Consider the following 23,600-nt stretch of genomic DNA (forward strand, 5'->3'; position numbering starts at 1 on the left):
CGTAACGGAGAAACGATTCGCGAAGGGGTCGGCTAGCGAAATCGAGTACCGTTTTGACCCCTAACCGCGGCCAGCAGCCCTCCTCCACCTCTCTACCAGGCGGCCAGTCCGGGGAGCCGCACGGTCACCACGACCACGCGAACCCGCCAGAGGAGACGCCGTTCGAGCACATCGAAGACGCCCTGAGCGTGCACGAGGATGATGCCCTGCACAAGGGGCTCAAGTCTCGCCACGTGCAGATGATCGCGATCGGCGGCGCGATCGGTACCGGCCTGTTCCTCGGCGCAGGCGGACGCCTCGCCAGCGCTGGTCCCGCACTGGTATTTGTGTACGCGCTCTGCGGTTTCTTTGCTTTTCTCATTCTGCGGGCGCTCGGCGAACTGGTGCTGCACCGCCCCAGCTCTGGCTCCTTTGTGTCTTACGCGCGTGAATTCTTCGGCGAGAAGACGGCGTTTGTGACCGGCTGGCTCTATTGGCTCAACTGGGCAATGACGGCGATCGTCGACGTGACGGCGGTGGCTCTGTACATGAATTTTTTCGCGACCTATTGGGCTCCGTTCGGCTCGGTTCCGCAGTGGCTGTATGCCCTCGGCGCGCTGAGCCTGGTCCTGTCGCTCAATCTGCTCTCGGTTAAAGTCTTCGGTGAGATGGAGTTCTGGTTCGCGCTCATCAAGGTGCTCGCCATCGTCGCCTTCCTGATCGTCGGCACCTGGATGGTAATTTTCGGCACTCCGCTCGATGGAGCCACCGCCGGGTTTGCCCTGATCGGCGAGAACGGGGGCTGGCTGCCCAACGGCCTGATCGCATCCGTTCTCGTCGTGCAGGGCGTGGTGTTCGCGTATGCGTCCATCGAGCTCGTCGGCACGACCGCCGGAGAAACCCAGAACCCCGAGAAGGTCATGCCGAAGGCGATCAATACGGTCATCATTCGCATCGCGGTGTTCTACGTCGGATCGATCCTGCTGCTCTCGCTCCTGCTGCCATACACGGCCTACAAGGCTGGCGAGAGCCCGTTCGTGACCTTCTTTGGCACGATTGGAGTCGACGGGGTCGACGTGATCATGAACCTGGTCGTGCTCACTGCGGCATTGTCCTCGCTCAACGCGGGACTATATTCCACGGGGCGCATACTTCGGTCGATGTCACTGGCCGGGTCAGCGCCACGCTTCGCGGGCAAGATCAGTCGCAACGGGGTGCCGTTCGGCGGAATCCTGCTGACCGGGGTTGTGACGTTGCTCGGAGTCGGCCTCAACGCCATCGTGCCCGATCAGGCTTTTGAAATCGTGCTCAATATGGCGGCCATCGGCATCGTCAGTGCGTGGGGCATGATCGTTCTGTGCCAGCTGAGGCTGCAGGCCTGGGCCAAGCGGGGAATTCTGGTGCGCCCGGTGTTCCGCATGCCGTGGGCTCCATACTCGGGCTACCTGACGCTCGTGTTCCTGGTCGGTGTGCTCGTGCTCATGGTGTTCGACTGGCCGGTCGGTACGCTCACCATCAGCTCTCTCGTGCTCATCATTCCGGGGCTCATGCTCGGCTGGTATGCCTGCCGCGGTCGGATTATCGAAATCGCGGCCGCCCGCGACGGTTTCACCGGCCACGTGCCGGTCGTCGCCAACCGCCCCCTCTCCGACCGCCCCCGCGACTAGCCACCGCGTTTCGCGGTTCAGGCGCGGGCGCGGCGCTGGGCTATTAGGTCGGTGACGATCACCAGCGCGAGTGCCACGATCAGCAGTCCCACGTAGACGATCGGCACCATCTCAAGGCCGACACTGTCGATCAGCACCGCCCCGAGCAGGGCGCCGCCGCCAATTCCGGCGTTGAACGCGGTGGTGTAGAAGGCGCTCGCGGTGTCGCGGATTTGCGGGGACGCGGCGTGCAGCATCCGGGTCTGCATGAGCGGGGGGAGCATGCCGAATGCCATCCCCCAGAGCACGAACGCGGCGATCGCGACCGGCAGGGTGGCTGTGAACGTGGCGAGCAGCGTCACGCTGAGGGCGGTGACCGCCAGGCCGAGGATCAAGCCGAGGCTGGGGCGTGGGCCGAAGACCGTGCCGACGAACACCAGGCCGACCGCACCGGCCACGCCGTAGGCGAAGAGCAGCGGGGCGATAAGACCCAGGTCGACACCGAGGCCGTCGAGCAGAAAGGGGGCAATGTAGGTGTAAAAGCTGTAGTGACCGATCATGGTGATGCCGGTGATGATACAGATCAGCACCACTGCCGGAACGGTCGCGTCGCGCGCGGTTTTCGTCACCGACTTCGCAGCGGATGCCGGAGCCCCGGTCGAATACCGCGCCACCGGTGGTAGAAATTTATAGACCAGTACCGCGCCGACGAGCATCAGGGCGGCCAGCACGACAAAGGAGAGCCGCCAGCCGAGCAGGTGGCCACCCGCGGTGCCGAGCGGAACCCCGAAGACAAAGGCGAGCGTGCCGCCCGCCACCGTAATGGAGACGGCGCGACCGATCTGGGCTTTGGGCACGAGGTGCCCGGCGTAGGCGCCGACCACCGACCAGAACAGGCCGTGCGCGACTCCGCCGAGCACTCGCGCGGCGACGACGAATTCATAGGTCGGTGCGATGGCGGTGAGAATATTGCTCACCGCGAAGATGATGAGCACGACGATGATGAGGCCGTGCCGCGGAAAACGGCGGGTCCAGATGGCCACCGGCGCGCTCGTGAGCACGACCGTAAACGCGAACCAGGAGACGAGCAGGCCGATCTGCGACGGGGTGACATCGAGGCTGCGGCTCATTTCGGGGAGCAGCCCGGTTGGCAGCATTTCGCTCGTGACCGAAAGAAAAACGGCCGCGGAGAGGGTGATCAGCCCGACCCATGGGAACGGGGGGTCGACCCGATCAGAGCGGGGGGACGCGACGGGAATCGACCTGGTGGGCAGAAAAATATTGGCGGTGTTTGTCATGGCTGCATTCGAGCTGGCAAGTCGGGGTCGACCGGTGGGATCATTCACACCGAGATCGAAGCCACTCGACTACGCGCCGACGTGCGCGCCCGGGGCCGACTTGTTCAGTGCGACCAACACGTAGTCTACCCAAACTGGGTGGCGCGGCAAGGTGAGCGGGCCGCGGCATCCGCTCTCGTGCCGGGTATTCTGAGCGAATGACTTCTTCGACCCCGCATCATTGGGTAATCACGCTGGTCTGTGCCGACCAGCCCGGCATCGTGCACGCCGTCAGCGGCGCGATCGTGCAGGCGCACGGCAACATCTCAGAGAGCCAGCAGTTCTCCAGCGATGACACCGGCCGTTTCTTCATGCGACTGCAGGTACAGTCGCCGGCGACCCGGCCCGAGCTCGAACTGGCACTCGCGCCGGTGATCGAGCGCTACGCGATGGCGTCGATCATCGACGTCGTCGGGCGTCCGCTGCGCACGCTCGTGCTCGCATCGTCGGCCGGACACTGCGTGAACGACCTTCTTTTTCGCCAGCGCGGCGGGCAGATCCCGGTCGAGATTCCGCTAGTGCTGAGCAATCACGGCACGCTGCGCGACCTGGTCGGGTTCTACGGGGTGCCGTTCGAGTCGCTGCCCATAACGGATGCCGCCAGCAAAGCCGACTTCGAGGCCCGCGTGCTTGAGGCGGTCGACGAACTCGACATTGAACTGGTCGTGCTCGCCCGCTATATGCAGATTCTCTCGCCGGAACTGTGCGCGAGACTCAGCGGGCGGGCGATCAACATCCATCACTCGTTCCTGCCGGGGTTCAAGGGCGCCAACCCATACCGCCAGGCGCACGCGCGCGGCGTGAAGCTGATCGGGGCGACGGCGCACTTCGTGACCAGCAACCTCGACGAGGGGCCCATCATCGAGCAGAACGTGGTGCGGGTCGACCACTCGCGCACCCCGGCCGAACTCGTGTCGATCGGGCAGGACGAGGAGAGCCGCACACTCACCCAGGCTGTGAAGTGGTTCGCCGAGAACCGGGTGCTGCTCGACGGGGCCCGAACGATCATCTTCAAGTAGCGGACGGGGCCCAGGCCCCGTCCGCAGGCCCAGGTTATAAACTTGGCCCAGGGACGGGGCCCGGGCCCCGACCGCCGTCCGGGTGCGGGATGCAGGGGTGCGGCGCATCGCTAAGATTGACGAGTGACAGTTACGCGCGACCTGCCGAAAATCGGCCCCAACGACATGCTCCGGTTCGTGCTAGAACTCTTCGCCTTCATCAGCCTGGCAATCTGGGGCTTCGTCGCCTGGCCGCTCCCCTGGCCCGGCGTGCTGTTCGGTGTCGCCACTCCCGCCTTCGCCATCCTGGTCTGGGCATTGTTCCGCTCGCCGAAGGCCGTTTTTCGCCTCGACCCCTTCGGCAAGGCCTTCATCGAGATCGCCATTTTTGGCGCGGCCGCGATCGCCTGGTGGGACCTGGGCTTTCCCATCATCACCGTGATCTTCGCTATTGTCGCCACCGTGAGCGGCGTCATCTCGGGGCGCAAAGAGCTCCGCTAGAACGCGCCGGGAGCTAGGCCAACCAGGTCACCGCGGCGGCAGCATCCGTTTCGGCGATGCCGGGGTTGTTCTCGGCGGGCACGCTCAGCGGCACGACCGCGTTCTCGATCGCCTCGCGGCTGGGCTCGAGCCACGGCGGAAGCTTGAGCGACCGGCCGAGCTCGAGCAGCGGCTCATCAATGTCGAATCCGGGAGTGTCGGTGGCAATTTCGAACAGAACGCCGCCGGGTTCGCGAAAATAGATCGAGGTGAAGTAGTCACGGTCGAGAATTGCCGTCACGCCGTAGCCGCGGTCAACGAGCTGCTCACGCCACACGTGTTGGGTGGCCCGGTCTGGCACCCGGAAGGCCACGTGGTGCACGGAGCCGCCAGCGGTCAGTCCGTGCTCGCCGGTAGAGTCGGCGAGCACGTCGACGAGGTTTCCGGCCGCACCATCGCCGGCACCGACGCGAATGCGACCGTCAGTTTCGAAAATGACATGCATGCCGAGGTCGGCGGTGAGCGCCTGCACGGTCTTCGCCGGGTCGACCACGGAGAGCACCGAGGAATGCTGCCCGCGCACCGCGAACTCGGCGGGAACGGATGCGGAATCCCAGGGATTGCGCGGATCCACCGTCGACGACGCCACGAGGTCGATCTGGAGCCCGTCGGGGTCACGCAGCGAGAGGCGTTCCTCGTGCGAGGAGCGGCCCGTGATCGCGGAGTCCACACCGATTCGCGCGAAGTGGTCCTTCCACCAGCCGAGGCTGCCGGCCGGAACGGAGAACGCGGTGATCGTCGACTGGCCGGCGCCGCTGCGTCCGGTGCGGATTCCGGTCCACGGAAAGAAGGTGAGGAGCGATCCTGGGCGACCTGAATCGTCGCCGTAATAGAGGTGATAGGTGCCCGGGTCGTCGAAATTGACGGTTCTCTTGACGAGGCGCAGACCGAGCCCGGTCACGTAGAAGTCGATATTACGCTGGGGGGCACCCGCAATCGCGGTCACGTGGTGCAGTCCGCTGGTCTGGACGGTCATGAGATCTTCTCCTCGGCAATTGATCGCTCAATATTCATGCAAACGCATGTAGATGTCCGAGTATTCCCGCTTCAACCGTGTCGTGGCTCGGTTTCGGTGGCGAATTCAGCAAATGCGCCACCCAGGTCCATCAATCGCCGTGAACCAGCGCGGAAGCCGAGGGCTGACCGCCCGCATTTCCTGAATTAGCCACGCGCCGGGGCGGACAGGCCCGGGCCCTCACGCGACGACGCGACGCTCCGCCGGCATCCGCAGCGCGTAGGCGGCCGCGATGAGCAGGAACATCCCGCCGACGACAAATCCGGCCGAGAACGAGAACGTGTCAACGAGCAGGCCGGCAACGAGCGGACCGACGATGGCACCGGCATCCGCGCACATCGAGAACACCGACACCGGGCGGCCCCCGCGGGCGCCGGCGGCATCGCCAACCGCGGCTGCCGGTGCGGTGCCCATGAACGCGGCTGCGACCCCGTAGACGCAGAGCAGCGCACCGAGCACCCAGATGTTCGGCGCGAACGCGATGGCCACAATGGTCAGGCCAGCCACGGCGAAAGCCCCGATGATGGCCGGTTTACGCCCGACGGTGTCGACGAACCGGGCGGCCGGCGCGAGCGCGAGCGCCTGCGCCACCGCCGCGGCAGCGAGCGCGATGCCGGTCCACGAGCTCGTGCCGCCGAGCACCACGACCACGAACAGCGGAATGAGCGTGGTGCGCACCCCGAGCGAGGTCCAACCCTGCGCGAAGTTGGCGATGCAGGCCGCCCGAAAGCGCTCGTCGCGCAGTACGGTGCGAAACGGCGTGCGCACAGCGGATGCGTCAGCGCCGGCCAGCGCGCTGCCCCGCCCGCCCGAGCGCAACAGGAACAGCCCGACCAGGCCGGCCACGGTCAGGGTGCCGGCATAGAAGAAGAACGGAGCGGTCAGTGAGATGGTGGCGAGCAGGCTGCCAATAGCCGGGCCGGCCATACCGCCGATCAGAAACCCGCCCTGGTAGAAGCCGATCGCGCGTGCCCGGCGGCCCGGCTCGGCCGTGCGCAGCAGCAGCGTCATCGCCGACACCGAAAACATGGCCGAACCGATGCCGCCCGCGCCGCGCAGCAGCAGCAGTTGCAGGTAGCTGTCGGCGGCGCCGACCAATCCGCTGGAGAGCGCCACGATGCCGATGCCGACGGCAAGCACGGTGCGTTCTCCGGCCCAGTCGATCAGGCGTCCGCAGGCAGGGCTGAACACGAAACGCATGAGCGCGAAGGCCGAGACGACGGCCCCAACTTCGAGGTTGCCCACCCCGAAGCTCTGCACGTACACCGGAAGCACCGGAACAACGACACCGAACCCGACCATCACGAAGAACGCGATGACGCCGAGCACGATCACGTCACGATTGAGTCGCGGCTTCGGGCTCCCGCCGGTCGCGCCCGCAGCGCCTATGCGGGCCCCGGGTACAGCGGATGCCCGGGGTCGCCCCCGCATCCATCCCACGAATCGCATCTCCCCAGCCTAAGCTGCCGCGCCGGTTGGTCGCCCACCCTCGCCCACCCCGGGCCACCCGGGCCCACCTTACGAACACGGGCCCAGTTTCTAAACTGGGCCCAGGGACGGGGCCCGGGCCCCGTCCGGATAGCTACGGGGCCCGGGCACAGAAGACCGGGGCCCGGGACGGCGCGGGCTACCGCACGATGAGCAGGTTGCGCGCCGAACTGTTCGCGGCTGCGACCGCGTCGGTTCCGGCGTAGTGCCCGACGACCTTGTACAGGCCACGACCGAGTTTGGGCAGCGTGACGCTGCCGTGCCCGTTCGCGTCGAGCGCCACCCTGAAGCTGCGCTTGTCGACGGTTACCGTAGCCGTGTCGCCGACTTCACCCTTGCTGGTCACCGTGATCGACACGGTGACCCGGCTGGAGGAGAAAACGACTCGGTGGTTGAGGCTCACCGCCACCTTGGCGGGGTATCTAACCACGACCCCGTTCGACATGGCCGTGGCACTCGGCCCGCCGGAGACCGAGGCGGTCACCACCACCGACAGCGTGGTTCCGGCGAGCGCCTTGGTCGGCGTGAATTGTGCCGCGGTTGCACCGGCAATGTCGGCGCCGTCGCTCTGCCACTGGTAGCCGAAGGCGAGGCCCTCGGTGTTCCACTGGCCGGGATCAGCCGTCAGAATCGAACCGATCTCCGGGGTGCCCGAGATGCTGGGCGCAACCGTGTTCACCGGGGCATCCGTTTCGCCGCCTTCGCTGGCCGCAATGGCGAGAATCGTCGACGCTGCACTGTCACCGTAGTCGACCACACCGAGGTACGGCGTGTTCGGTGTCAGGCCGGCCCAGCTCAGGGTGTAGGTGATCGGAACGCCCTGCGGTCCCTGAATCGCCGGCGGGGTTGCCGTGAACCCACTCGTGGGCTCGCCCGATGCGACAGAGAAGGTGTTCACATCGAAGGCGGTCGAACCGGTGAACACGTCCGCGACGACCTGGTAGAAACCGGCCTCCGGGTCGGAGAGGTCCACCTGCTCGTCGGCCGAACCGGTGGCCGACTGCCAGCCGGCAACCGGGTTACCACCGGGGCCGTCGAGCAGGAACACGAACAGGTCGAGGTCGGTTGAATCATCGACGGCGTTCAGATCGAACCGGGCCAGCCGGCCCTCCTGAATCTCCACCTCGTAGGCGAACTGATCGCCGGTCGTGCCGGCACCGGTGTGCGGGTCGAGCGGGTCGTCGGCATTGTTCTGGTGTACCCCGCTGGCCAAACCGCTGAGGTTCAGCGCCACCGGCTCAGACCCTCCCGGGGCCACCGTCACCTCCGCTGATCCGGTCAGGCCAGCAGCGGCCACCTCGGTCGGGGCAACAACGGTGACCGGTCGCACAGCGATCGGGCTGTGCACCCAGTCGTAGAAGTCCCCAGGATCGCCCGAACCGCCGTTTCCGAAGCCCCAGTCGAGCGAACCGGTCGCGTATTCATCGAGCGGAGCATCCGTTCGCGTGAAGGTGACCGTGTAGCTCTGCTTTTCACCGACGGCACCGAAGGTCATGGTGGCCGGGGAGACCACCGCAGTAATGCCGGGAATCTCTATGGGGATGGCGGTGTAGGTACCTACCCGTACGGCAGTAACCGTGCGGGTGATGGTTTCAGGTGCGGTCAGCGCGCCAACCTGGATCGAGGGCAGGTTGAGGTTGCTGGCATCGATGGGCTCGACTCCGGCACTGTAACCGAGGCCCTGCAGGTAGGCCAGCCAGTCGGCGGGTCCGCTCTGGTAGACCAGACCCGGGTAGCTGAACGAGGAGGGGTTGACCTGCCCCGCGCCCTGCGCAAACGGGTCGGTGACCCGATCACCGTTGGCGTCAACGGTGTCCTTCGCCGTTGTCATCATGACCGACTTGATCTCGGCCGGGGTAGCGAGTGGCCTGAAACCGAGCACCAGCGCGGCTAATCCCGCAATGTGCGGGCTGGCCATCGAGGTACCCGACAAGAACTCGAACGTCGGGTCAGCCCCTTCAGCATTGGGACCGTCGGCCAAAATACCCACTCCGGGAGCGGCAATATCGGGCTTGAGCAGGTCTCCGCCATCGGCGGTCACCGGGCCTCGGGAGGAGAAACCGGCAACCTGGGGCACCTGGGTCGCCATATCCGTGGTGTTGTCGGGCGTGAACGTCACCGTTGCACCATCCGTCGCCGCGTAAGCGTAGACCGGATCGAAGGCGGGGGCGTCTAAGTGGATGCTCGGCACCGAGTGCTCATCGTTGTCCACGTCGGCCGGTGTGCGGTTCACCAGGAGCATGCCGCTGCCGCCCGCGCGCAAGACCTCGGCCGATTTGGCGACCCGGTCGTAGACGCCGCGCTGGCAGAAAACGACACCGCCGGCCACCTTGGCCGGATCGAGGGCGCCCGGTGCGCAGAGCAGCGCGTCGGCCGGATCGAAGCCGTCTACCGCCACGAGGTCGCCCCGCACGAGAGCGCCCGAGAGCGCAGTCGCCCCGGGCGTGCGGTCAACGGTGATAGACGCGCCGGCATACTTCGAGCCGTCGCCGAGGGTGGCGGTGGCTTCGTAGGAGGGAATGGTGCTCGCGGCCACCGTGGTGATCCACGGTGAAGCGTTTTCGACGGTGGAAGCATCGGGGCCATCGTTGCCGGCCGAAGCCGCCACAAAGATTCCCGCTGCCGCTGCGCCCAGAAAGGCCTCGTCGGTTGGCGAGAACGTGGTCTGGGCCGGGCCGCCGCCGATCGAATAGTTGATCACGTCGACACCGTCAGAGACGGCCTGGTCGATGGCCTTCAAAATATCGGTGTCGGTGCAGCCATCGTCGGTAGTGACCGTGGGGTCTGGGCCCGACCAGCACACCTTGTACGCGGCAATCTTGGCCGCCGGGGCGACACCCGAAATGGCACCGAAGTCGACGCCGTTGATCGCGGTCGGCACGTCAATATTTCCGCCAGCCGTGCTGGCAGTGTGCGAACCGTGGCCGTCGCCGTCACGCGGTGACACATATTCTCCGGTCGCTGACGTGCCGATCTGGTCGGCGCCGAAACCGTCGAGAAAGTACCGGGCTCCGATGACCTTGGTGCTGCAGTCGCTCGCACCGAACTGTTCGCCCGTCTGGCAGGTGCCGGTAAAGGTGGTTCCGTCTGCCTTATTCATGGTGATCGTGTCACCGTCGAGCCACGGCTCATTTCCGGGCGTTGTCCCAAGCGCTGCGCCGGCAAACGAGGGGTTTTCCGGTGCGATTCCGGTATCGAGCACTCCGATAACCACGCCTTTTCCGGCTTTACTCGCCCCACCGAGGTCGGACCAGAGCCCGTTGGGCCCGCTCAGCCGCAAAAAATCGGTCGACGACTCTGCGGTCACGTGCCGCAGCGCGTCAGGCACGACAGAAACGACATTTCGTTTCATGGCCAATGCCGCTGCCTGCTTGCCGGTCAGCTCGGCTGCAAATCCGTTGACCGCGAGCGTGTAGGAATACCCCACTGTGGCATCAACGGATGCCGCCACCTCACGCTGGATTTGGGTGAGGTAGTCCGTATAGCTTTCGGCCGAGCGGCTCTGGGCGTTGAGCTTGGCCCCCGCGTCGGGCATGGTGGCTGCAAAACCGTTGACACCGCCCTGGTACAGCGCAACAGCCTCGTCACTGAGGGTCACGATGTAACGTCCGGCAGTGAAATCCATTCGGGTTCCGCCAGGGGCAGTGATGCCGCCCGCCAGACCGGTAGCGGCGGGGGCAGCGCCGGCGGGAAGGGTTCCGCCAACGAGTACAGAAGCGCCCACCAGGGCGAGGGTGACGGTGGCCGCGATTGTGGCGCGGCGGCGCGAACGGGGTGTCCGCGCCGGGTTCAGCGCTGAACCCGGCGCAGACATCGTGCGCCTGAAGAAAGAACTCACGTGGGTGTCCAATCCGATAAGGGTGCGAGGTGGTCTCGTTCCACAACAGGAACGCTTCGCTGTCCCGATGCGCGGGACAGTTCGCTCGTGACGGTAGCGCGCTCGCCGCCCCCCGGATAGGGGCATTCTTCCCGTTTCGGCGCACGCGCGCGCCAACCCCCAGCCTGCTATCGCGCCGCCCGGCTCCCTGGCGGCCCCGACCGCACGGTCAGCGGGCGATCGCCGCCGCAGATTCAGCAGGCGCCGACGCCGAGTCCACCGGAGCCCGCCGCGCCGCCGCCCGGTCTCGCCGGCCCCCGATCGCCCGCAGTGCATTCAGAATCGTCACGAGGTCCACGACCTCCTGGCTGATGGCCCCCGCGGTTGCCGGAATCAGCCCGAACGCCGCCACGACCATCAGCACGACACTCAGAGCAATGCCCAGCCAAATGCTCTGCAGGGCCACCCGCACGGTGTCTTTCCCGATTCGCACGGCACTGACCACGCGCGAGATATCGTCGAGCAGAATGACCGCGTCGGCCGATTCGCTCGCGGCCGTCGCTCCCTTCGCCCCCATCGCGATGCCCACGTCGGCGACGGCCAGCACGGGAGCGTCATTGACACCGTCGCCGACCATGATCACCGGCCGTCGGGTGAGCGCCCGCACCGCCTCGACCTTGTCGCTCGGCAGGCAATCCGCCCGTACGTGCACGATGCCCACCTGGCCGGCCACGTGCTGGGCTGTGGCGCGCGCGTCTCCCGTGAGCATGAGATTCTCCCGCACGCCGAGGCGGGCGAGGTCGGCAACGCTCTGGCTGGCGTTGTCGCGCACCCGGTCGCTCGCCACGATACTGCCGGCGAACCGCCCGTCCACGGCGACATACATGGCCAGCTCGCCGCCGGCGAGGTGGGTGGCCGTCGCATCCGCTGCCCCGTCGGTGATGAATGTGAGCTTGCCGACCCGCACCGTGCCGGCTCCGAATCGAGCCTCGACGCCGAAGGTCGCGGCCTCGTTCGCCGAGTCCGCCGTGTGCAGCGTCAGGCCCCGCTCGTGGGCGGCCGCAATAACGGATGCCGCCAGCACGTGACTGGAATACTGCTCGGCCGACGCCGCGAGGGTCAGCAGCTCGTCGGCGGTGAAGCCGGCTTCTGGGCGCACCTCGGTGATCGCCGGTGTGCCGTAGGTGAGGGTTCCGGTCTTGTCGAAGACAACGGTTTTGGCGCGGGAAAGCGCTTCCAGCACCCCCGCGCCCTTCACGATGATGCCGTTGCGGGCGGCGCGACTCATGCCGCCCATGAACGCTACCGGAGCGGCCAGAAGCAGCGGGCACGGTGTCGCCACCACGAGCACCTCGGCGAACCGCACCGGGTCACCGGAGAGCGCCCAGGCGAGACCGGCGAGTGCAAGCGAGCCCGCGGTGAACGGCACGGCGTACCGGTCGGCGAGCCGTACCACGGGGGCCTTACTGGTCGACGCCTCCTCGACCAGGGCGATGATCTGCTGGTACTGGCTGTTCGCGGCGGTCGCCGTGGCGACGATGGTGGCCGCCGCCTGTCCGTTGATTGACCCGCTGAGTACCGCGTCGCCCGCCGTGCGTTCGACCGGCAGGCTCTCGCCGGTGAGCGAGGACTCGTCGAACGCGGCGTTCTCACTCCGCAACTGCCCGTCGACGGGCACGATCTCAGCGGGACGCACGAGCAGCAGGTCCCCGACGCGTACGTCGGTGGCGGGCACGTCGGTGGCTTCGCCCGAGTCGGAGAGCCGATGGGCGATCTGCGGGGCACGCTTGAGCAGTGCGTCGAGCTCGCGGGCGGCGCGTCCGGCGGCGTAGTCCTCGAGGGCTGCGCCACCCGACAACATGAGCACGATGAGCAGCGTCGCCACATATTCGCCGACGAGGATCGTCGCGATGATCGCGATGATCGCGAGCAGGTCGACACCAAAGGAGCCGCGGAACAGCTGCCTGACCATCCCGACGGATGCCACCAGGGCCGCAACCACACCGAATCCGCTGAACAGCCAGCGCACGGCATCCGCTTCCCCGAGCGCGGTGAGCACAAGCCCGAGCAGGCCAACGAGCACGGTGGCGGCGACGAGCGGGTAACGACGCACGAGGGCGGGGAGGCGGGGCATGTGTGTATTCTCCCGCGCGGCGGGGCCGGGCACCACCGGGTGAGGCTCGCCTGCGACAGAGGAAGGCCCCGACCGGTGAACGGTCGAGGCCTTCCGAGACGCTGATGCTGACTACGCCAGGCGGGTCTGCAGGTTCGTAGCGAGCGAGGCGAGGAACTCTTCAGTGGTCTGGTAGCCCTGGTCGGGGCCGACCAGCAGCGCGAGGTCCTTGGTCATCTTGCCGCTTTCGACGGTCTTGATGACGACGTCTTCGAGGGTCAGCGCGAACTCGGCGAGGGCCGGGTTGTTGTCGAGCTTCGCGCGGTGCGACAGACCGCGAGTCCAGGCGTAAATCGACGCGATCGGGTTGGTCGAGGTGGGCTTGCCAAGCTGGTGCTGGCGGTAGTGACGCGTCACGGTGCCGTGTGCAGCCTCAGCTTCGACGATCTTGCCGTCGGGGGTGGAGAGCACGCTGGTCATGAGGCCGAGCGAGCCGAAGCCCTGGGCGACGGTGTCGGACTGAACGTCGCCGTCGTAGTTCTTGCAGGCCCAGAGGTAGCCACCCTCCCACTTCATGGCCGAAGCGACCATGTCGTCGATGAGGCGGTGCTCGTAGGTGAGGCCGGCCGCTTCGTAAGCGGTCCTGAACTCCGCGTCAAAGATGTCTTGGAAGATGTCCTTGAAGCGACCGTCGTAGGCCTTGAGGATGGTGTTTTTGGTCGAGAGGAAGACCGGCACGTTGCGCTCGAGGCCGTAGGCCAGGGTGGCGCGAGCGAAGTCGGTGATCGACGAGTCGAGGTTGTACATGCCCATGGCGACGCCGTCTCCGGGAGCCTCGAACACCTCGAACGTCGACGGCTCGCTACCGTCCTGCGGCGTGAAGGTCATGCTGAGCGTGCCCTTGCCCTTGAAACGAAAGTTGGTGGCCTTGTACTGGTCGCCGTAGGCGTGGCGGCTGATGATGATCGGCTTGTTCCAACCCGGAACCAGGCGGGGAATGTTGGAGATGACGATCGGCTCGCGAAAGATGGTGCCGCCGAGAATGTTGCGGATGGTGCCGTTGGGCGAGAGCCACATCTTCTTGAGGCCGAACTCTTCCACCCGAGCCTCGTCGGGCGTGATGGTCGCGCACTTCACGCCGACGCCGTGCTTCTGAATGGCGTGGGCGGCGTCGATGGTGACCTGGTCGTTGGTTTCGTCGCGCTTCTGAATCGAGAGGTCGTAGTACTCGAGGTCAATATCGAGGTACGGGTGAATGAGCGTTTCCTTGATGGCGTGCCAGATGATGCGGGTCATCTCGTCGCCATCGAGCTCGACAACTGTTCCCTCAACCTTGATCTTCGACAAAAATTTCTCCTCTTTGTTCAGTGTGGCCGGCGCAGCCATCGACAAGCTTACTAGAAGAGCACAACTATCTTGACATCGAGATAAATTACGTTGTGAATTGAATTCAGTAGTGAATTGAATTCGCGAGTGAATTGCGGGTGTCCAAGCGTTGCTCGACTACCGGCTACCCCGGGTGCACGTTAGCCTGAACACATGGGTGAGCTGACGCTGGAAGAATTATCCGCACGTAACATCGTTGCGGCCAACAACCTGAGTTTGAAGCCGGGCCAGGAGCAATTCATTGCACCGGTCTCGTATTCGGTCGCCGCGTCGGTGATCAACCCGGCCACCTCGTGGCAGCGCGTGGTGCTTCTCGACGGTGTCGTCGCTGGTTTTATCCACGGTAACTTCGACCCCAACTCCGAACACGAAGAGTTTCGGGCCTGCATCTGGCGCATCAACGTCAACGCGGAAACACAGGGGCAGGGTGTCGGCAAGTTCGCCGCCGAGGCACTGGCCGCTGAAGCCCGCGACCGCGGTTTCAGCCACGTCAACGTCATCTGGGAGCCCGGCGCCGACGGCCCTGAGGCCTTTTTCCACCGGCTCGGTTTCGTCGATGTCGGCGAAACCCAGTACGGCGAGGTCATCGGCTCCCTGAAACTCTAATCGTTGCGGTGAGTGAGCCCGACGACTTCGTGTCGCGGGTGCTCGGGGTGGTGAATTCCATCCCGCCGGGGCGCGTGATGACCTACGGCGGCGTGGCCGCGCAGCTCGGCTCCCGGGCGGCCCGCGCGGTCGGTCAGGTGATGGCGCGCTACGGCTCCGAGGTGGCCTGGTGGCGGGTCATTCGCGCCGGCGGGTATCCGCCGATCGGGCATGACGCCCAGGCGCTGCCGCACTATCGCGCGGAGAAGACGCCGTTGCTCCTGTCGAAAAACCCGTCCGCGACAGCGGATGACACCTACCGCGTCGATTACGCAGCCGCCCGCTGGTCGCCGCCCGCGTAACGGTGCCGGGCCAACCCGGCCCGGCACCGACGCATCGTTCTGACCCTGCCCCGGCGCGGGTCAGCCCTGGTTCAGTCCAACCCGCTCAGGAGCCGGCTCGGTTGGGCCCTGGTCCAGCCGGAACGGCGGGTAGTCGTCGCGCAGCAGCGCCGTGTAGGTGATAACGCGAAAGACCCAGCGGTTGACGCCCATGATGACGTTGAACAGCGGCCGCTGGTACCGGCCGGTGAAGAGCAGAATCACTCCGGCGATCACAACGAGCACGCTCAGCAGCGATACCCCGTCGGCGGTCCCACCGATTCCCCCGTCACCGCGCCACGGGTAGGCCCAGGTCGACGCGCCACCGACGAGCACCGTGAGCAGTACGAGGTGCGGGATGGCGAGCAGCCAACTCTTCACGAGCACGAGCCCGCGGGACAGGTGTTCGGGATACTCGACGTCGAAGTCGGCCGGATAGTCGGTGCGCGCGAGCGTGAATGGCGGGTACCGGTCGGTGCCGAGGGCGGAATAGGCGTAGAACGACACGCGCCAGCTCCAGCGCAGCACGCCCACGTTGAAGTGGAAGATCGAGCGCGGGTACCGACCGGTGAACAGAATCGCGAACGCCGCCACGACCGTCGTGACCAGAAAAGCGAACCACAGGCAGGCGAGCAGCACGAAGTGCGGAATGGCCAGCAGCCACTTGATCAGCCACAGGCCGCGCGCGAGCACGGGATCGAGATGACCGGTCAGCACTGCCGGATACACCGGCTTCACCGAGTCGCCCGCAATCGAAACGGATGCCGGTGGCGCGCTTAGCGACGCGGCGCCCCGCGGCGGGGTGATCGGGCCCGTCGCATCCACTCGGCCATAAGCGGGCGGCACCGGTGACGCGCCCGTGTCACCGGGCTCACGCGGGTTCGGTGTGAGCTGGCGACCGAGACCGATGGCGCCGGCCACCACGAGGAGCACACCGATCAGAAAGAGGATGCCGCCCCCGACCAGGAGCCCCACAGCGATCGGCCCGAGCAGATCCGTGTGCACGCCAGCGGAGAGGTTCACCGCGACTCCGGGGCTGCCGTCAGCGTTCATCACGACGACGGACCAGTCGCCCGCGGCGGGCTTCCAGATCATTTCCTGGGTGCCGGCGCCGGCGGCCGATTCGGTCCAGAAGGTCTGGTCGGTGGGAACGGCCGCTGTTTGGGTGCCGGGAACGTCGAGGTAGTCGACCCGGAACGGAGACGTCTGCACCTCGCGCAGCTCGCTGTGGTTCACGTCGGCGAGGTAGGTATCGACGTCGGCGCGCGGTGCGATGCCGATGAAGATGTCCTGGTCGGTCGCCACACTGCTGGCCTGTAGGCGCAGCGTGGCGATGTCGAACCCGACCCCGGTCGGTACCCCGAAGTCCTTGCCGACGTCCAGGTTCGGCGACGTGATCGCCGAGGAATCAACCGTGAAGGTCTCGTCCTGCGACGTGAAATAGCCGTCATTCCCCTGAGCGGCGGTGGCGACGGCGAGCGCCGTTCCGCCCGAGAGCATGCCGGCACCGACCAGACCCAGCACGGTGCCCAGAATGAGCATGATGATCGGTCCAGGCCTGGCCCCCGACCGCGCACGCGGCGGGGAGGTCGGCGGGATTGCCGTTGGTGGCGTCTGCGGGGAGGGCGTGATACTGCTCATCGTCTGGCAGCCTTTCTCGTGCGGTGCATGCCGATGGTCCAAAGTTGCGCTATTAGCCTCCCGCACCTCTGGCGATCGCACTAGTGACGAAAGACCCGTTTCGTCGTGAGGATGCCTCGGCCGCACGCCTGACCAGCCACCACCTCCTGTGCAGGCAAGCGGCGCGGTGCTACCGTGCTGGCATGCAGAGCGATCCGGTCGTGACCAACCCGCAGTTCTACCGGGTGATCTTCGAGAACGCGCGGGTGAGAGTGCTCGAATACCTCGACCGGCCCGGCGACGAAACCGTGCCGCATCGCCACCCCGACAGCGTCATGTTCACTCTCACCGCGTTTCAGCGGCGACTCTCCGGCGGCCCAGCCGCCGGCGGCCGATTCGTCGACGTCGAGCTGCCGGAGGGAGTGGCCCGCTGGCTCCCCGCACAGGAGCATTCCGGGTTCAACATCGGCCAGACGGCCACGCACACCATCTTCGTGGAGCTCAAGGAACCGGCGCCCGTCCCGCTCCCCCCGGGTGGGACCGCCCCCCTCGGTCCCCTCCCCGACTAACAACTACACCAGGGAGTCGCGCCAGGCGGCGTGCATGGTGGCGAACCGCCCCGTTGCCGAGATGAGGTCGTTCGGGGTGCCGTCCTCGACGATGCGGCCGTGTTCCATCACGAGCACCCGGTCGGCGATCGCGACGGTCGATAGGCGGTGGGCGATGATCACGGCCGTGCGGTCGGCCAGCAGGGTCTGCAGCGCCTCCTGCACGAGCCGTTCGCTCGGAATATCAAGCGATGACGTGGCCTCATCGAGGATGAGTACCGCCGGGTTGGCGAGAAACGCCCGCGCAAATGAGATCAGCTGGCGCTGTCCGGCCGATACCCGCCCGCCCCGCTTGTTCACGTCGGTGTCGTACCCGTTCGGCAGGCTCTCGATGAACTCGTGGGCACCGACGGCGGCCGCTGCGGCGCGGATTTCGTGCGCCGAGGCATCCGGTTTGCCGATGGCGATGTTCTCGGCGACCGAGCCACTGAACAGGTACGCCTCCTGGGTGACCATGACGATCGCCCGGCGCAGGTCCTTGGGGTGCAGATCGCGAAGGTCCACCTCGTCGAGCCTCACCCGGCCATCCGTCGGATCGTAGAACCGGCTCATGAGCTTGGCGAGGGTGGATTTTCCGGCCCCGGTCGACCCGACCAGTGCGATGGTCTGCCCGGCCGGAATGTCGAGGTCGAAGTGCGGCAGAATCTCCCGATCGGCCTGGTAGGCGAACTGCACGTTGTCGAAGCGCACCCGCCCGCGGGCCTCCCAGAGGTCGACCGGGGTAACCGGATCAGGCACCCCCGGCTGTTCTTCGAGCACGCCCGAGATCTTCTCGAGCGCCGCCGCGGCCGACTGGTAGGAGTTGTAGAACATCGCCATCTCCTCCATCGGGTCAAAGAACCGGCGGGTGTAGAGCAGCGTCGCGAGCAGCGCGCCGATGGCGAGCTGACCGTCGGCCACCCGAAAACCACCCACCAGCAGCACGGCAGCGACCGTGACGTTTCCGATCAGCACGAGTCCGGGGTCGAACACCCCGAACAGCTGGATCACGCGGGCGTTGACCCGTCGGTAACTTTCGACGAGCGCACCGAACACCGTCTCGTTGTTCTTCTCGGTGCGAAACGCCTTGACGGCGCGAATGCCGGTCATCGTTTCCACGAAGCGCACGATGAGGCTCGCCGACGCTACCCGCGACTGCCGGAACAGGCTCTGCGAGCGCACCTGAAACCACCGGGTCAAAATCGCAAGCGGCAGCAGGGCACCGAGCAAAACGAGACCACTGGTGCCATCGAGAAGTACGAGGGCAACCGCGGTGAACGACATATAGAGGATGCCCTGCACCAGCTGGTTGATACCCGAGTCGAGCAGTTCCCTAATAGCGTCGAGGTCGCTGGTCTGGCGGGAGATGATGCGACCAGAGGTGTACGACTCGTGAAATTCGAGGCTCAGCTTCTGCGTGTGTAGGAACACCCGTTTGCGCAGGTCGATCAGCACAGCCTGGCTCACCCGGGCGCTCAGCACCGTGTACCAGGCAATCAGGAGCGCACCCGACACCCCGGCAACGAGGTAGACGGCGCCGGTCGCGGCCAGCGGCATCCAGTCTTGTTGAAGCAGCGCGGGCAGGCCGCGGTCGATGCCGAAGGCGATCAGCGCCGGGCCGGCCACCTGCGCGGCGGTCGAAACGACCACTACGAGCATGGCCAGCACAACCTTGCCGCGCACCGGCAGCAGAAGCGAGCCGAGCAGCCGCAGCGATCGGGCCCGAATCTGCTTGCTTTCGGCCTTGGTGAAGTCGTGACGTTCTTCGCCCTCGACACCGGTGACACTCACAGTGCTTCCTCCGCTCGGTTCGACTCTCGGCGTTCTTCATCTTCCAGGCTGGAGATGACGAAGGTGTAGTGCGGGCTGGTGCGCAGCAACTCGGAATGGGTGCCGACGGCGGTGATGCGGCCGTTCTGAAGCAGCGCCACCCGGTCGGCAAGCATGACCGTTGACGGGCGGTGCGCCACGATGAGGGCGGTGGTATCGATGAGCACCTCGCGCAGCGCGTTCTCCACGAGCGATTCGGTGTTCACATCGAGCGCCGAAAGCGGGTCGTCCAAAATGAGAACGGATGGCCGCGCCGCGACCGCGCGGGCAAGCGCGAGACGCTGCCGTTGGCCGCCGGAGAGACTCATCCCCTCCTCGCCGACGAGGGTATCCACGCCCAGGGGAAGGTCGTGCACGAAGCCGGCCTGCGCGATCTGCAGGGCCTGCGCGAGCGCGGCATCCGCTTCTGGGCTTGCTTCAGTTAAATCGGCGCGGCCGAGCAGAACGTTGTCGCGAACGGATGCCGAGAACAGCGTTGCATCCTCGAACGCCATCGCGAGGTGGCGGCGCAGTTCCTCGCGACTGAGCGCGCGCACGTCAACGCCGTCGAGGGTCACCGCACCAGCGGTCACGTCATAGAGGCGGGTGGTGAGCGCTGTCAGAGTGGATTTACCCGAGCCGGTGAGGCCCACCAGCGCCATGGTCTCGCCTGGTTCGAGCACGAGGTCGATGCCGTCGAGCAGGTCGGGAAAGTGCACTGGCGAGTCCGGGTAGCGAAAGTGCACATTGTCGAATGCGAGCCGGCCGAGCGGCGCGGCCAGCGTGGCCGGGTGGGCGGGATCGGTGATCTCGTTCGGGGTGTCGAGAATGTCAAAGAATCGATCGGTGGCGGTGCGCGCGTCGAAAGTCATTGACAGCAGGAATCCGATCGACTCCACCGGAAACCGCAACACGGTCGCCGTTGCGAAGAATGCCAGCAACTCGCCACCGCTCAAGTCGCCCTGGCTGGTGAGCCAGACGCCAACCACGAGGCAGAGTGCGAAGGCAACGTCGGGAACGAGCAGCAACCACAGCCAGATACCGGCGATGGCACGCGCCTTCTCAATCTCGGTGCCGCGCAGGCTTTCCGCCTGCGAGGCAAAGTTCTTGAGCGCGAACGAGCCGCGGCCGAAGGCTTTGAGCACGCGAATACCGTGCACCGACTCTTCGACGGCGGTCGCGAGGTCGCCGGCCTGGTCCTGGCTGCGCCGGGCGATCACCGAGTACTTCTCCTCGAAGACATAGCCGTATATCCAGATCGGAATCGAGCAAACCACGAAGATCACGCCGAGCAGCCAGTGCATCCAGAGCAGAATGACCACGCCCACGACGATGGTGAGAAAGTTGACGACGAGCAGCACGAGACCGAACGAGACCCAGCGTCGAATGAGGTTGAGGTCGCTGACGGCGCGGGAGAGCAGTTGGCCGCTCGGCCAGCGGTCGTGAAAACTGACCGGCAAATCCTGCAAACGGGCGTAGAGGTGGTTGCGCATGCGCGCTTCAATGTGGGTGCCTGGGGTGAGCACGAACCAGCGGCGCAGCGCGATCATGATCGCTTCGACCACGCCGAGGGCCAGCACGACCCACACGGCCGGCCAGATTTGCGAGGCGCTGTCGCCGCCCGCTTTGCTGAGCGGTCCGTCGACCAGCCAGGCCAGTACTTGCGGAATCGCGAGGGCTACCAGCCCGGCGAGCAGCGCGGCAACCATGCCCAGGTATAGGCGCGGCAGGGCCGGTTGGGCATAGGGGTAGAGCCGTTGCAGGCTGCGGAAGGTATTGCGGCGTGCCGTCGCGCTGTCGCTGGGAGGGTGAGGTTTCGGTGGGGCAGTCGTGGTCATGGTTCCAGTCCTGATTGTGGCGCGGCGGCGTCTGCGCTTCGCAGTGGTGCAGCGGATGTCTGTGGTCGCCGAGGGAACGGGCGACGAAATGTGCAACTGATGACCCGAATACCGGGGACGATCAGCCCGTGAGTGCGTGCCGGGATAATGTTCCGACAGGTGGCGAGTTAGTCCCACCCCACGGTCGCGCCGACGGATCGATGTCCGCGAGCCTGCGTGAGGGGAACCACGAGGTTAGGCGACGCGAGCTTGGCTGGCTGACACCGGGGCAAAGGCGCCAAAGTGTGCTCCGTCGCTCGCACCCGGTGCGAGCGTGATCGGTGCTGTCTTTGTCATGTCTGCCTCCTGGGCGCCTCAAAAATATCTATCAATTGCCCCCCGGATCAGGCAGCCTTCCAGACTATGGCGAAACGGGGGCAGAACACAAGTATTTTCTGCGCTGGGGTGCGCACTGCCCGCGACTGCACCCCCGTGCAAAGCCACGCCATGCCCCGGCCCTTCCCAGCATTCAGTCCCGTAGTCTGGGTTCTGCGCCTCTGTCGGCATCGCCATGCCCCGCGCGCTCGCCCTGTTGGAAGGATTCGTCATGCTGCCCACCCTGTTCGGAATCGATTTTCTAGACTCTGACTGGCTGATCCACTCGTTTGGATCGTTCGTACTATTGGGCGTCGCCGCGGTCGTGTTCATCGAGACCGGGTTCATCGTGCTGTCGTTCATGCCCGGGGATTCGCTGTTGTTCACGGTGGGGCTGCTCACCGCGACCGGCGTCGTTCCCCTGCCGATCTGGGTGACCTGCCTGGTCGTGTTCATCGCCGCCTTCGCCGGCGATCAGCTCGCCTACGTCATCGGCCGTAAAGCGGGCCCGGCTGTGTTCTCCCGGGAGAAGAACCGGTTCTTCAACCCGAAGAACGTCGAACGCACCAACGCCTTCTTTGCCAAGCACGGCGGCAAGTCCATCATTCTGGCCCGGTTCCTGCCTATTTTTCGCGCCTTCGTGCCGGTCGCCGCCGGCGTCGGCAAGATGCGCTATCGCAGCTTCGTGACCTACAACGCGATCGGTGCTTTCGCCTGGGGCGTCGGCCTCACCCTGGTCGGGTTCTTCCTCGGCCAGTTCGCGTTCGTCGCCAAATACTCCGAATTCTTCATCATCGGCATTATTCTGCTCTCCGGAATTCCGATTCTCACCGAGCTGGGCAAGGCCGCCGGCACGACGCTCAAGGAGCGCCGGGCGGCCGCCCGCGTTAAGCCGACGATTCCGGCCGACCTGCGCGACTAGCCCGCTTTCACCCGCCAGCGGGCCCAGCCGCCCCGCGGCCGCGCCTGACCTGATCGGGCTACCGGGCGGCGTTCAGGCGGGTCGCGGCGAGTCGCTCGGCGGCCGCGAGTGTCGTGATCTCGTTCGCGCGGGCATCCGTGAAGATCTGGGTGAGAACGCAGCCGATCGCCGCGACGCGTTCGGTGATCAGGTCGAGGTCGGCGTTCGGCTCGCTCGCCAGGTCGAGGTAGACGACACCGCCGGCGTTGACGACAAAGTCCGGCGCCCAGAGAATGCCCCGCGCGTCGAGGAGGGCCGCCCCGGTGGGGTTGGCGAGCTGGTTGTTGGCAGCGCCGCACACGCCGAGCACGTTGAGCTCCGCTATTACGGCTGAGGTCAGCACCCCGCCGAGGCCACACGGCACGAACAGGTCGGCGTGCACCCGGTGCGCGCCTTCGACCGACACCCAGCCGGCGCCGAGCGCGTCGGCCAGCGCGCGTTTGTCCGGGTTGATGTCGGTGACGGTGAGGGTGGCGCCGGCGGCGGCGAGTGCGGTGGCGAGGCGTCCGCCGACCTGGCCGAGGCCGGAGATCACCAGATGACGCCCGCGCACCTCGCGGCTTCCGAACAGTGCCTCCAAGGTCGATTCGATGCTCGCATACACGCCGGCCGCGGTCGCTTCCGCTGGCTCGCCGACGCCGCCGGTCGCGGCGGGCAGCCCGCAGACGTGACGCGTTCGTTCGGCGACGATGGCCATGAGTTCGGCGCTCGTGCCGACGTCTTCGGCCGTCATGTAGGCGCCGTTCAGGCTCTCGATGGCGTCGCCGAGGTCGAGCATCGCCAGGCGCTTCTCAGCATCGGTCAGCACGGTGCCCAGCGGCAGGTAGATCACCGATTTGCCGCCGCCGCGGCTCAGGCCGGCGGCCGCGTTCTTGAGGGTCATGGCGGCCGAGAGGCGCAGCGCGTCGGCGACCGCGTCGGTCCAGCTCGCGTATTGCCAGAGGCGGGCGCCGCCGAGGGCCTGGCCGAGACGGGTGGAATGGACGGCCACCGCAATTATCAGTCCCGAGCGTACACCGGTCGTGATCAGCACTTTCTCGTGCGACAGCGCGATCTGCGCGAGAGAATCGAGGGCTGCGGCTGGGTGCGTGAGGGTCATGGAAACTCCGTTGTTTCGGGCCTTGTGGGCCGGATGCGGCGGCGCCGG

17 protein-coding genes are annotated in these 23,600 nt (G+C 66.2%); 7 read left to right on the forward strand and 10 right to left on the reverse strand.

Annotated features, from left to right (window positions below):
* Window positions 1–170 precede the first annotated feature (170 nt).
* Complete coding sequence (locus QMK31_RS05430; RefSeq protein WP_502852672.1) at window positions 171–1,646, forward strand: amino acid permease; 1,476 nt, start codon at window positions 171–173, stop codon at window positions 1,644–1,646.
* A gap of 17 nt (window positions 1,647–1,663) precedes the next feature.
* On the opposite strand, the gene QMK31_RS05435 is transcribed toward QMK31_RS05430, so the two are convergent.
* On the reverse strand, window positions 1,664–2,923 hold the full coding sequence (locus tag QMK31_RS05435; RefSeq protein WP_283499941.1) for an MFS transporter: 1,260 nt from the start codon (window positions 2,921–2,923) through the stop codon (window positions 1,664–1,666).
* 197 nt (window positions 2,924–3,120) lie between these two features.
* Between QMK31_RS05435 and purU the strand changes: the two genes are divergently transcribed.
* Window positions 3,121–3,981, forward strand: coding sequence for a formyltetrahydrofolate deformylase (gene purU, locus QMK31_RS05440; RefSeq protein WP_283499942.1), 861 nt, complete (start codon window positions 3,121–3,123; stop codon window positions 3,979–3,981).
* 123 nt (window positions 3,982–4,104) lie between these two features.
* Window positions 4,105–4,461 carry a YrdB family protein gene (locus QMK31_RS05445; protein ID WP_283499943.1) on the forward strand — a complete coding sequence of 119 codons (357 nt, stop codon included), beginning with the start codon at window positions 4,105–4,107 and terminating at the stop codon, window positions 4,459–4,461.
* A 13-nt stretch (window positions 4,462–4,474) separates the two neighbouring features.
* On the opposite strand, the gene QMK31_RS05450 is transcribed toward QMK31_RS05445, so the two are convergent.
* The 5 genes from QMK31_RS05450 to QMK31_RS05470 form a co-directional block, all read right to left on the reverse strand.
* Complete coding sequence (locus QMK31_RS05450) at window positions 4,475–5,476, reverse strand: ring-cleaving dioxygenase (protein ID WP_283499944.1); 1,002 nt, start codon at window positions 5,474–5,476, stop codon at window positions 4,475–4,477.
* 219 nt (window positions 5,477–5,695) lie between these two features.
* Entirely contained in the window at window positions 5,696–6,964 is a 1,269-nt protein-coding gene (locus QMK31_RS05455; protein WP_283499945.1) for an MFS transporter, read from the reverse strand.
* A 178-nt stretch (window positions 6,965–7,142) separates the two neighbouring features.
* A complete protein-coding gene (locus QMK31_RS05460) occupies window positions 7,143–10,841 on the reverse strand; it encodes a S8 family serine peptidase (protein ID WP_283499946.1) in 3,699 nt (1,232 codons plus the stop codon).
* Between the two features lie 208 nt (window positions 10,842–11,049).
* On the reverse strand, window positions 11,050–12,954 hold the full coding sequence (locus QMK31_RS05465; RefSeq protein ID WP_283499947.1) for a heavy metal translocating P-type ATPase: 1,905 nt from the start codon (window positions 12,952–12,954) through the stop codon (window positions 11,050–11,052).
* Window positions 12,955–13,065: 111 nt separating this feature from the next.
* On the reverse strand, window positions 13,066–14,280 hold the full coding sequence (locus tag QMK31_RS05470) for an NADP-dependent isocitrate dehydrogenase (protein WP_283499948.1): 1,215 nt from the start codon (window positions 14,278–14,280) through the stop codon (window positions 13,066–13,068).
* A 192-nt stretch (window positions 14,281–14,472) separates the two neighbouring features.
* Here QMK31_RS05470 and QMK31_RS05475 point away from each other — a divergent pair, with 192 nt between their 5' ends.
* Together QMK31_RS05475 and QMK31_RS05480 are read left to right on the forward strand one after the other, a co-directional pair.
* Entirely contained in the window at window positions 14,473–14,925 is a 453-nt protein-coding gene (locus tag QMK31_RS05475; protein WP_283499949.1) for a GNAT family N-acetyltransferase, read from the forward strand.
* An 8-nt stretch (window positions 14,926–14,933) separates the two neighbouring features.
* The gene (locus QMK31_RS05480) at window positions 14,934–15,266 is read left to right on the forward strand and encodes an MGMT family protein (RefSeq protein WP_349361546.1); all 333 of its coding nucleotides are present in this window, start codon (window positions 14,934–14,936) and stop codon (window positions 15,264–15,266) included.
* Between the two features lie 60 nt (window positions 15,267–15,326).
* Here the strand turns inward: QMK31_RS05480 and QMK31_RS05485 are convergent, their stop codons facing one another.
* Window positions 15,327–16,925 (reverse strand): DUF4389 domain-containing protein, encoded by a 1,599-nt coding sequence (locus QMK31_RS05485; protein WP_283499950.1) that lies wholly within the window; start codon window positions 16,923–16,925, stop codon window positions 15,327–15,329.
* Between the two features lie 182 nt (window positions 16,926–17,107).
* On the opposite strand from QMK31_RS05485, the gene QMK31_RS05490 reads away from it, so the two are divergent.
* Window positions 17,108–17,473: a cupin domain-containing protein gene (locus QMK31_RS05490; protein WP_283499951.1), complete on the forward strand. Its 366-nt coding sequence runs from the start codon at window positions 17,108–17,110 to the stop codon at window positions 17,471–17,473.
* A 3-nt stretch (window positions 17,474–17,476) separates the two neighbouring features.
* On the opposite strand, the gene QMK31_RS05495 is transcribed toward QMK31_RS05490, so the two are convergent.
* Complete coding sequence (locus tag QMK31_RS05495) at window positions 17,477–19,282, reverse strand: ABC transporter ATP-binding protein (RefSeq protein ID WP_283499952.1); 1,806 nt, start codon at window positions 19,280–19,282, stop codon at window positions 17,477–17,479.
* Window positions 19,279–21,138, reverse strand: a complete 1,860-nt coding sequence (locus QMK31_RS05500; protein ID WP_283499953.1) for an ABC transporter ATP-binding protein — start codon at window positions 21,136–21,138, stop codon at window positions 19,279–19,281. Before QMK31_RS05500 ends, QMK31_RS05495 begins: the two co-directional genes overlap by 4 nt.
* Before the next feature lie 550 nt (window positions 21,139–21,688).
* Between QMK31_RS05500 and QMK31_RS05505 the strand changes: the two genes are divergently transcribed.
* Window positions 21,689–22,414, forward strand: a complete 726-nt coding sequence (locus QMK31_RS05505) for a DedA family protein (RefSeq protein WP_283499954.1) — start codon at window positions 21,689–21,691, stop codon at window positions 22,412–22,414.
* Between the two features lie 58 nt (window positions 22,415–22,472).
* Here QMK31_RS05505 and QMK31_RS05510 read toward each other — a convergent pair whose 3' ends face one another.
* Window positions 22,473–23,552, reverse strand: a complete 1,080-nt coding sequence (locus tag QMK31_RS05510) for a Glu/Leu/Phe/Val dehydrogenase dimerization domain-containing protein (RefSeq protein ID WP_283499955.1) — start codon at window positions 23,550–23,552, stop codon at window positions 22,473–22,475.
* Window positions 23,553–23,600: the final 48 nt, after the last annotated feature.

The sequence above is a fragment of the Cryobacterium sp. PH31-O1 genome (assembly GCF_030063455.1).
Taxonomy (GTDB): Bacteria; Actinomycetota; Actinomycetes; order Actinomycetales; family Microbacteriaceae; genus Cryobacterium.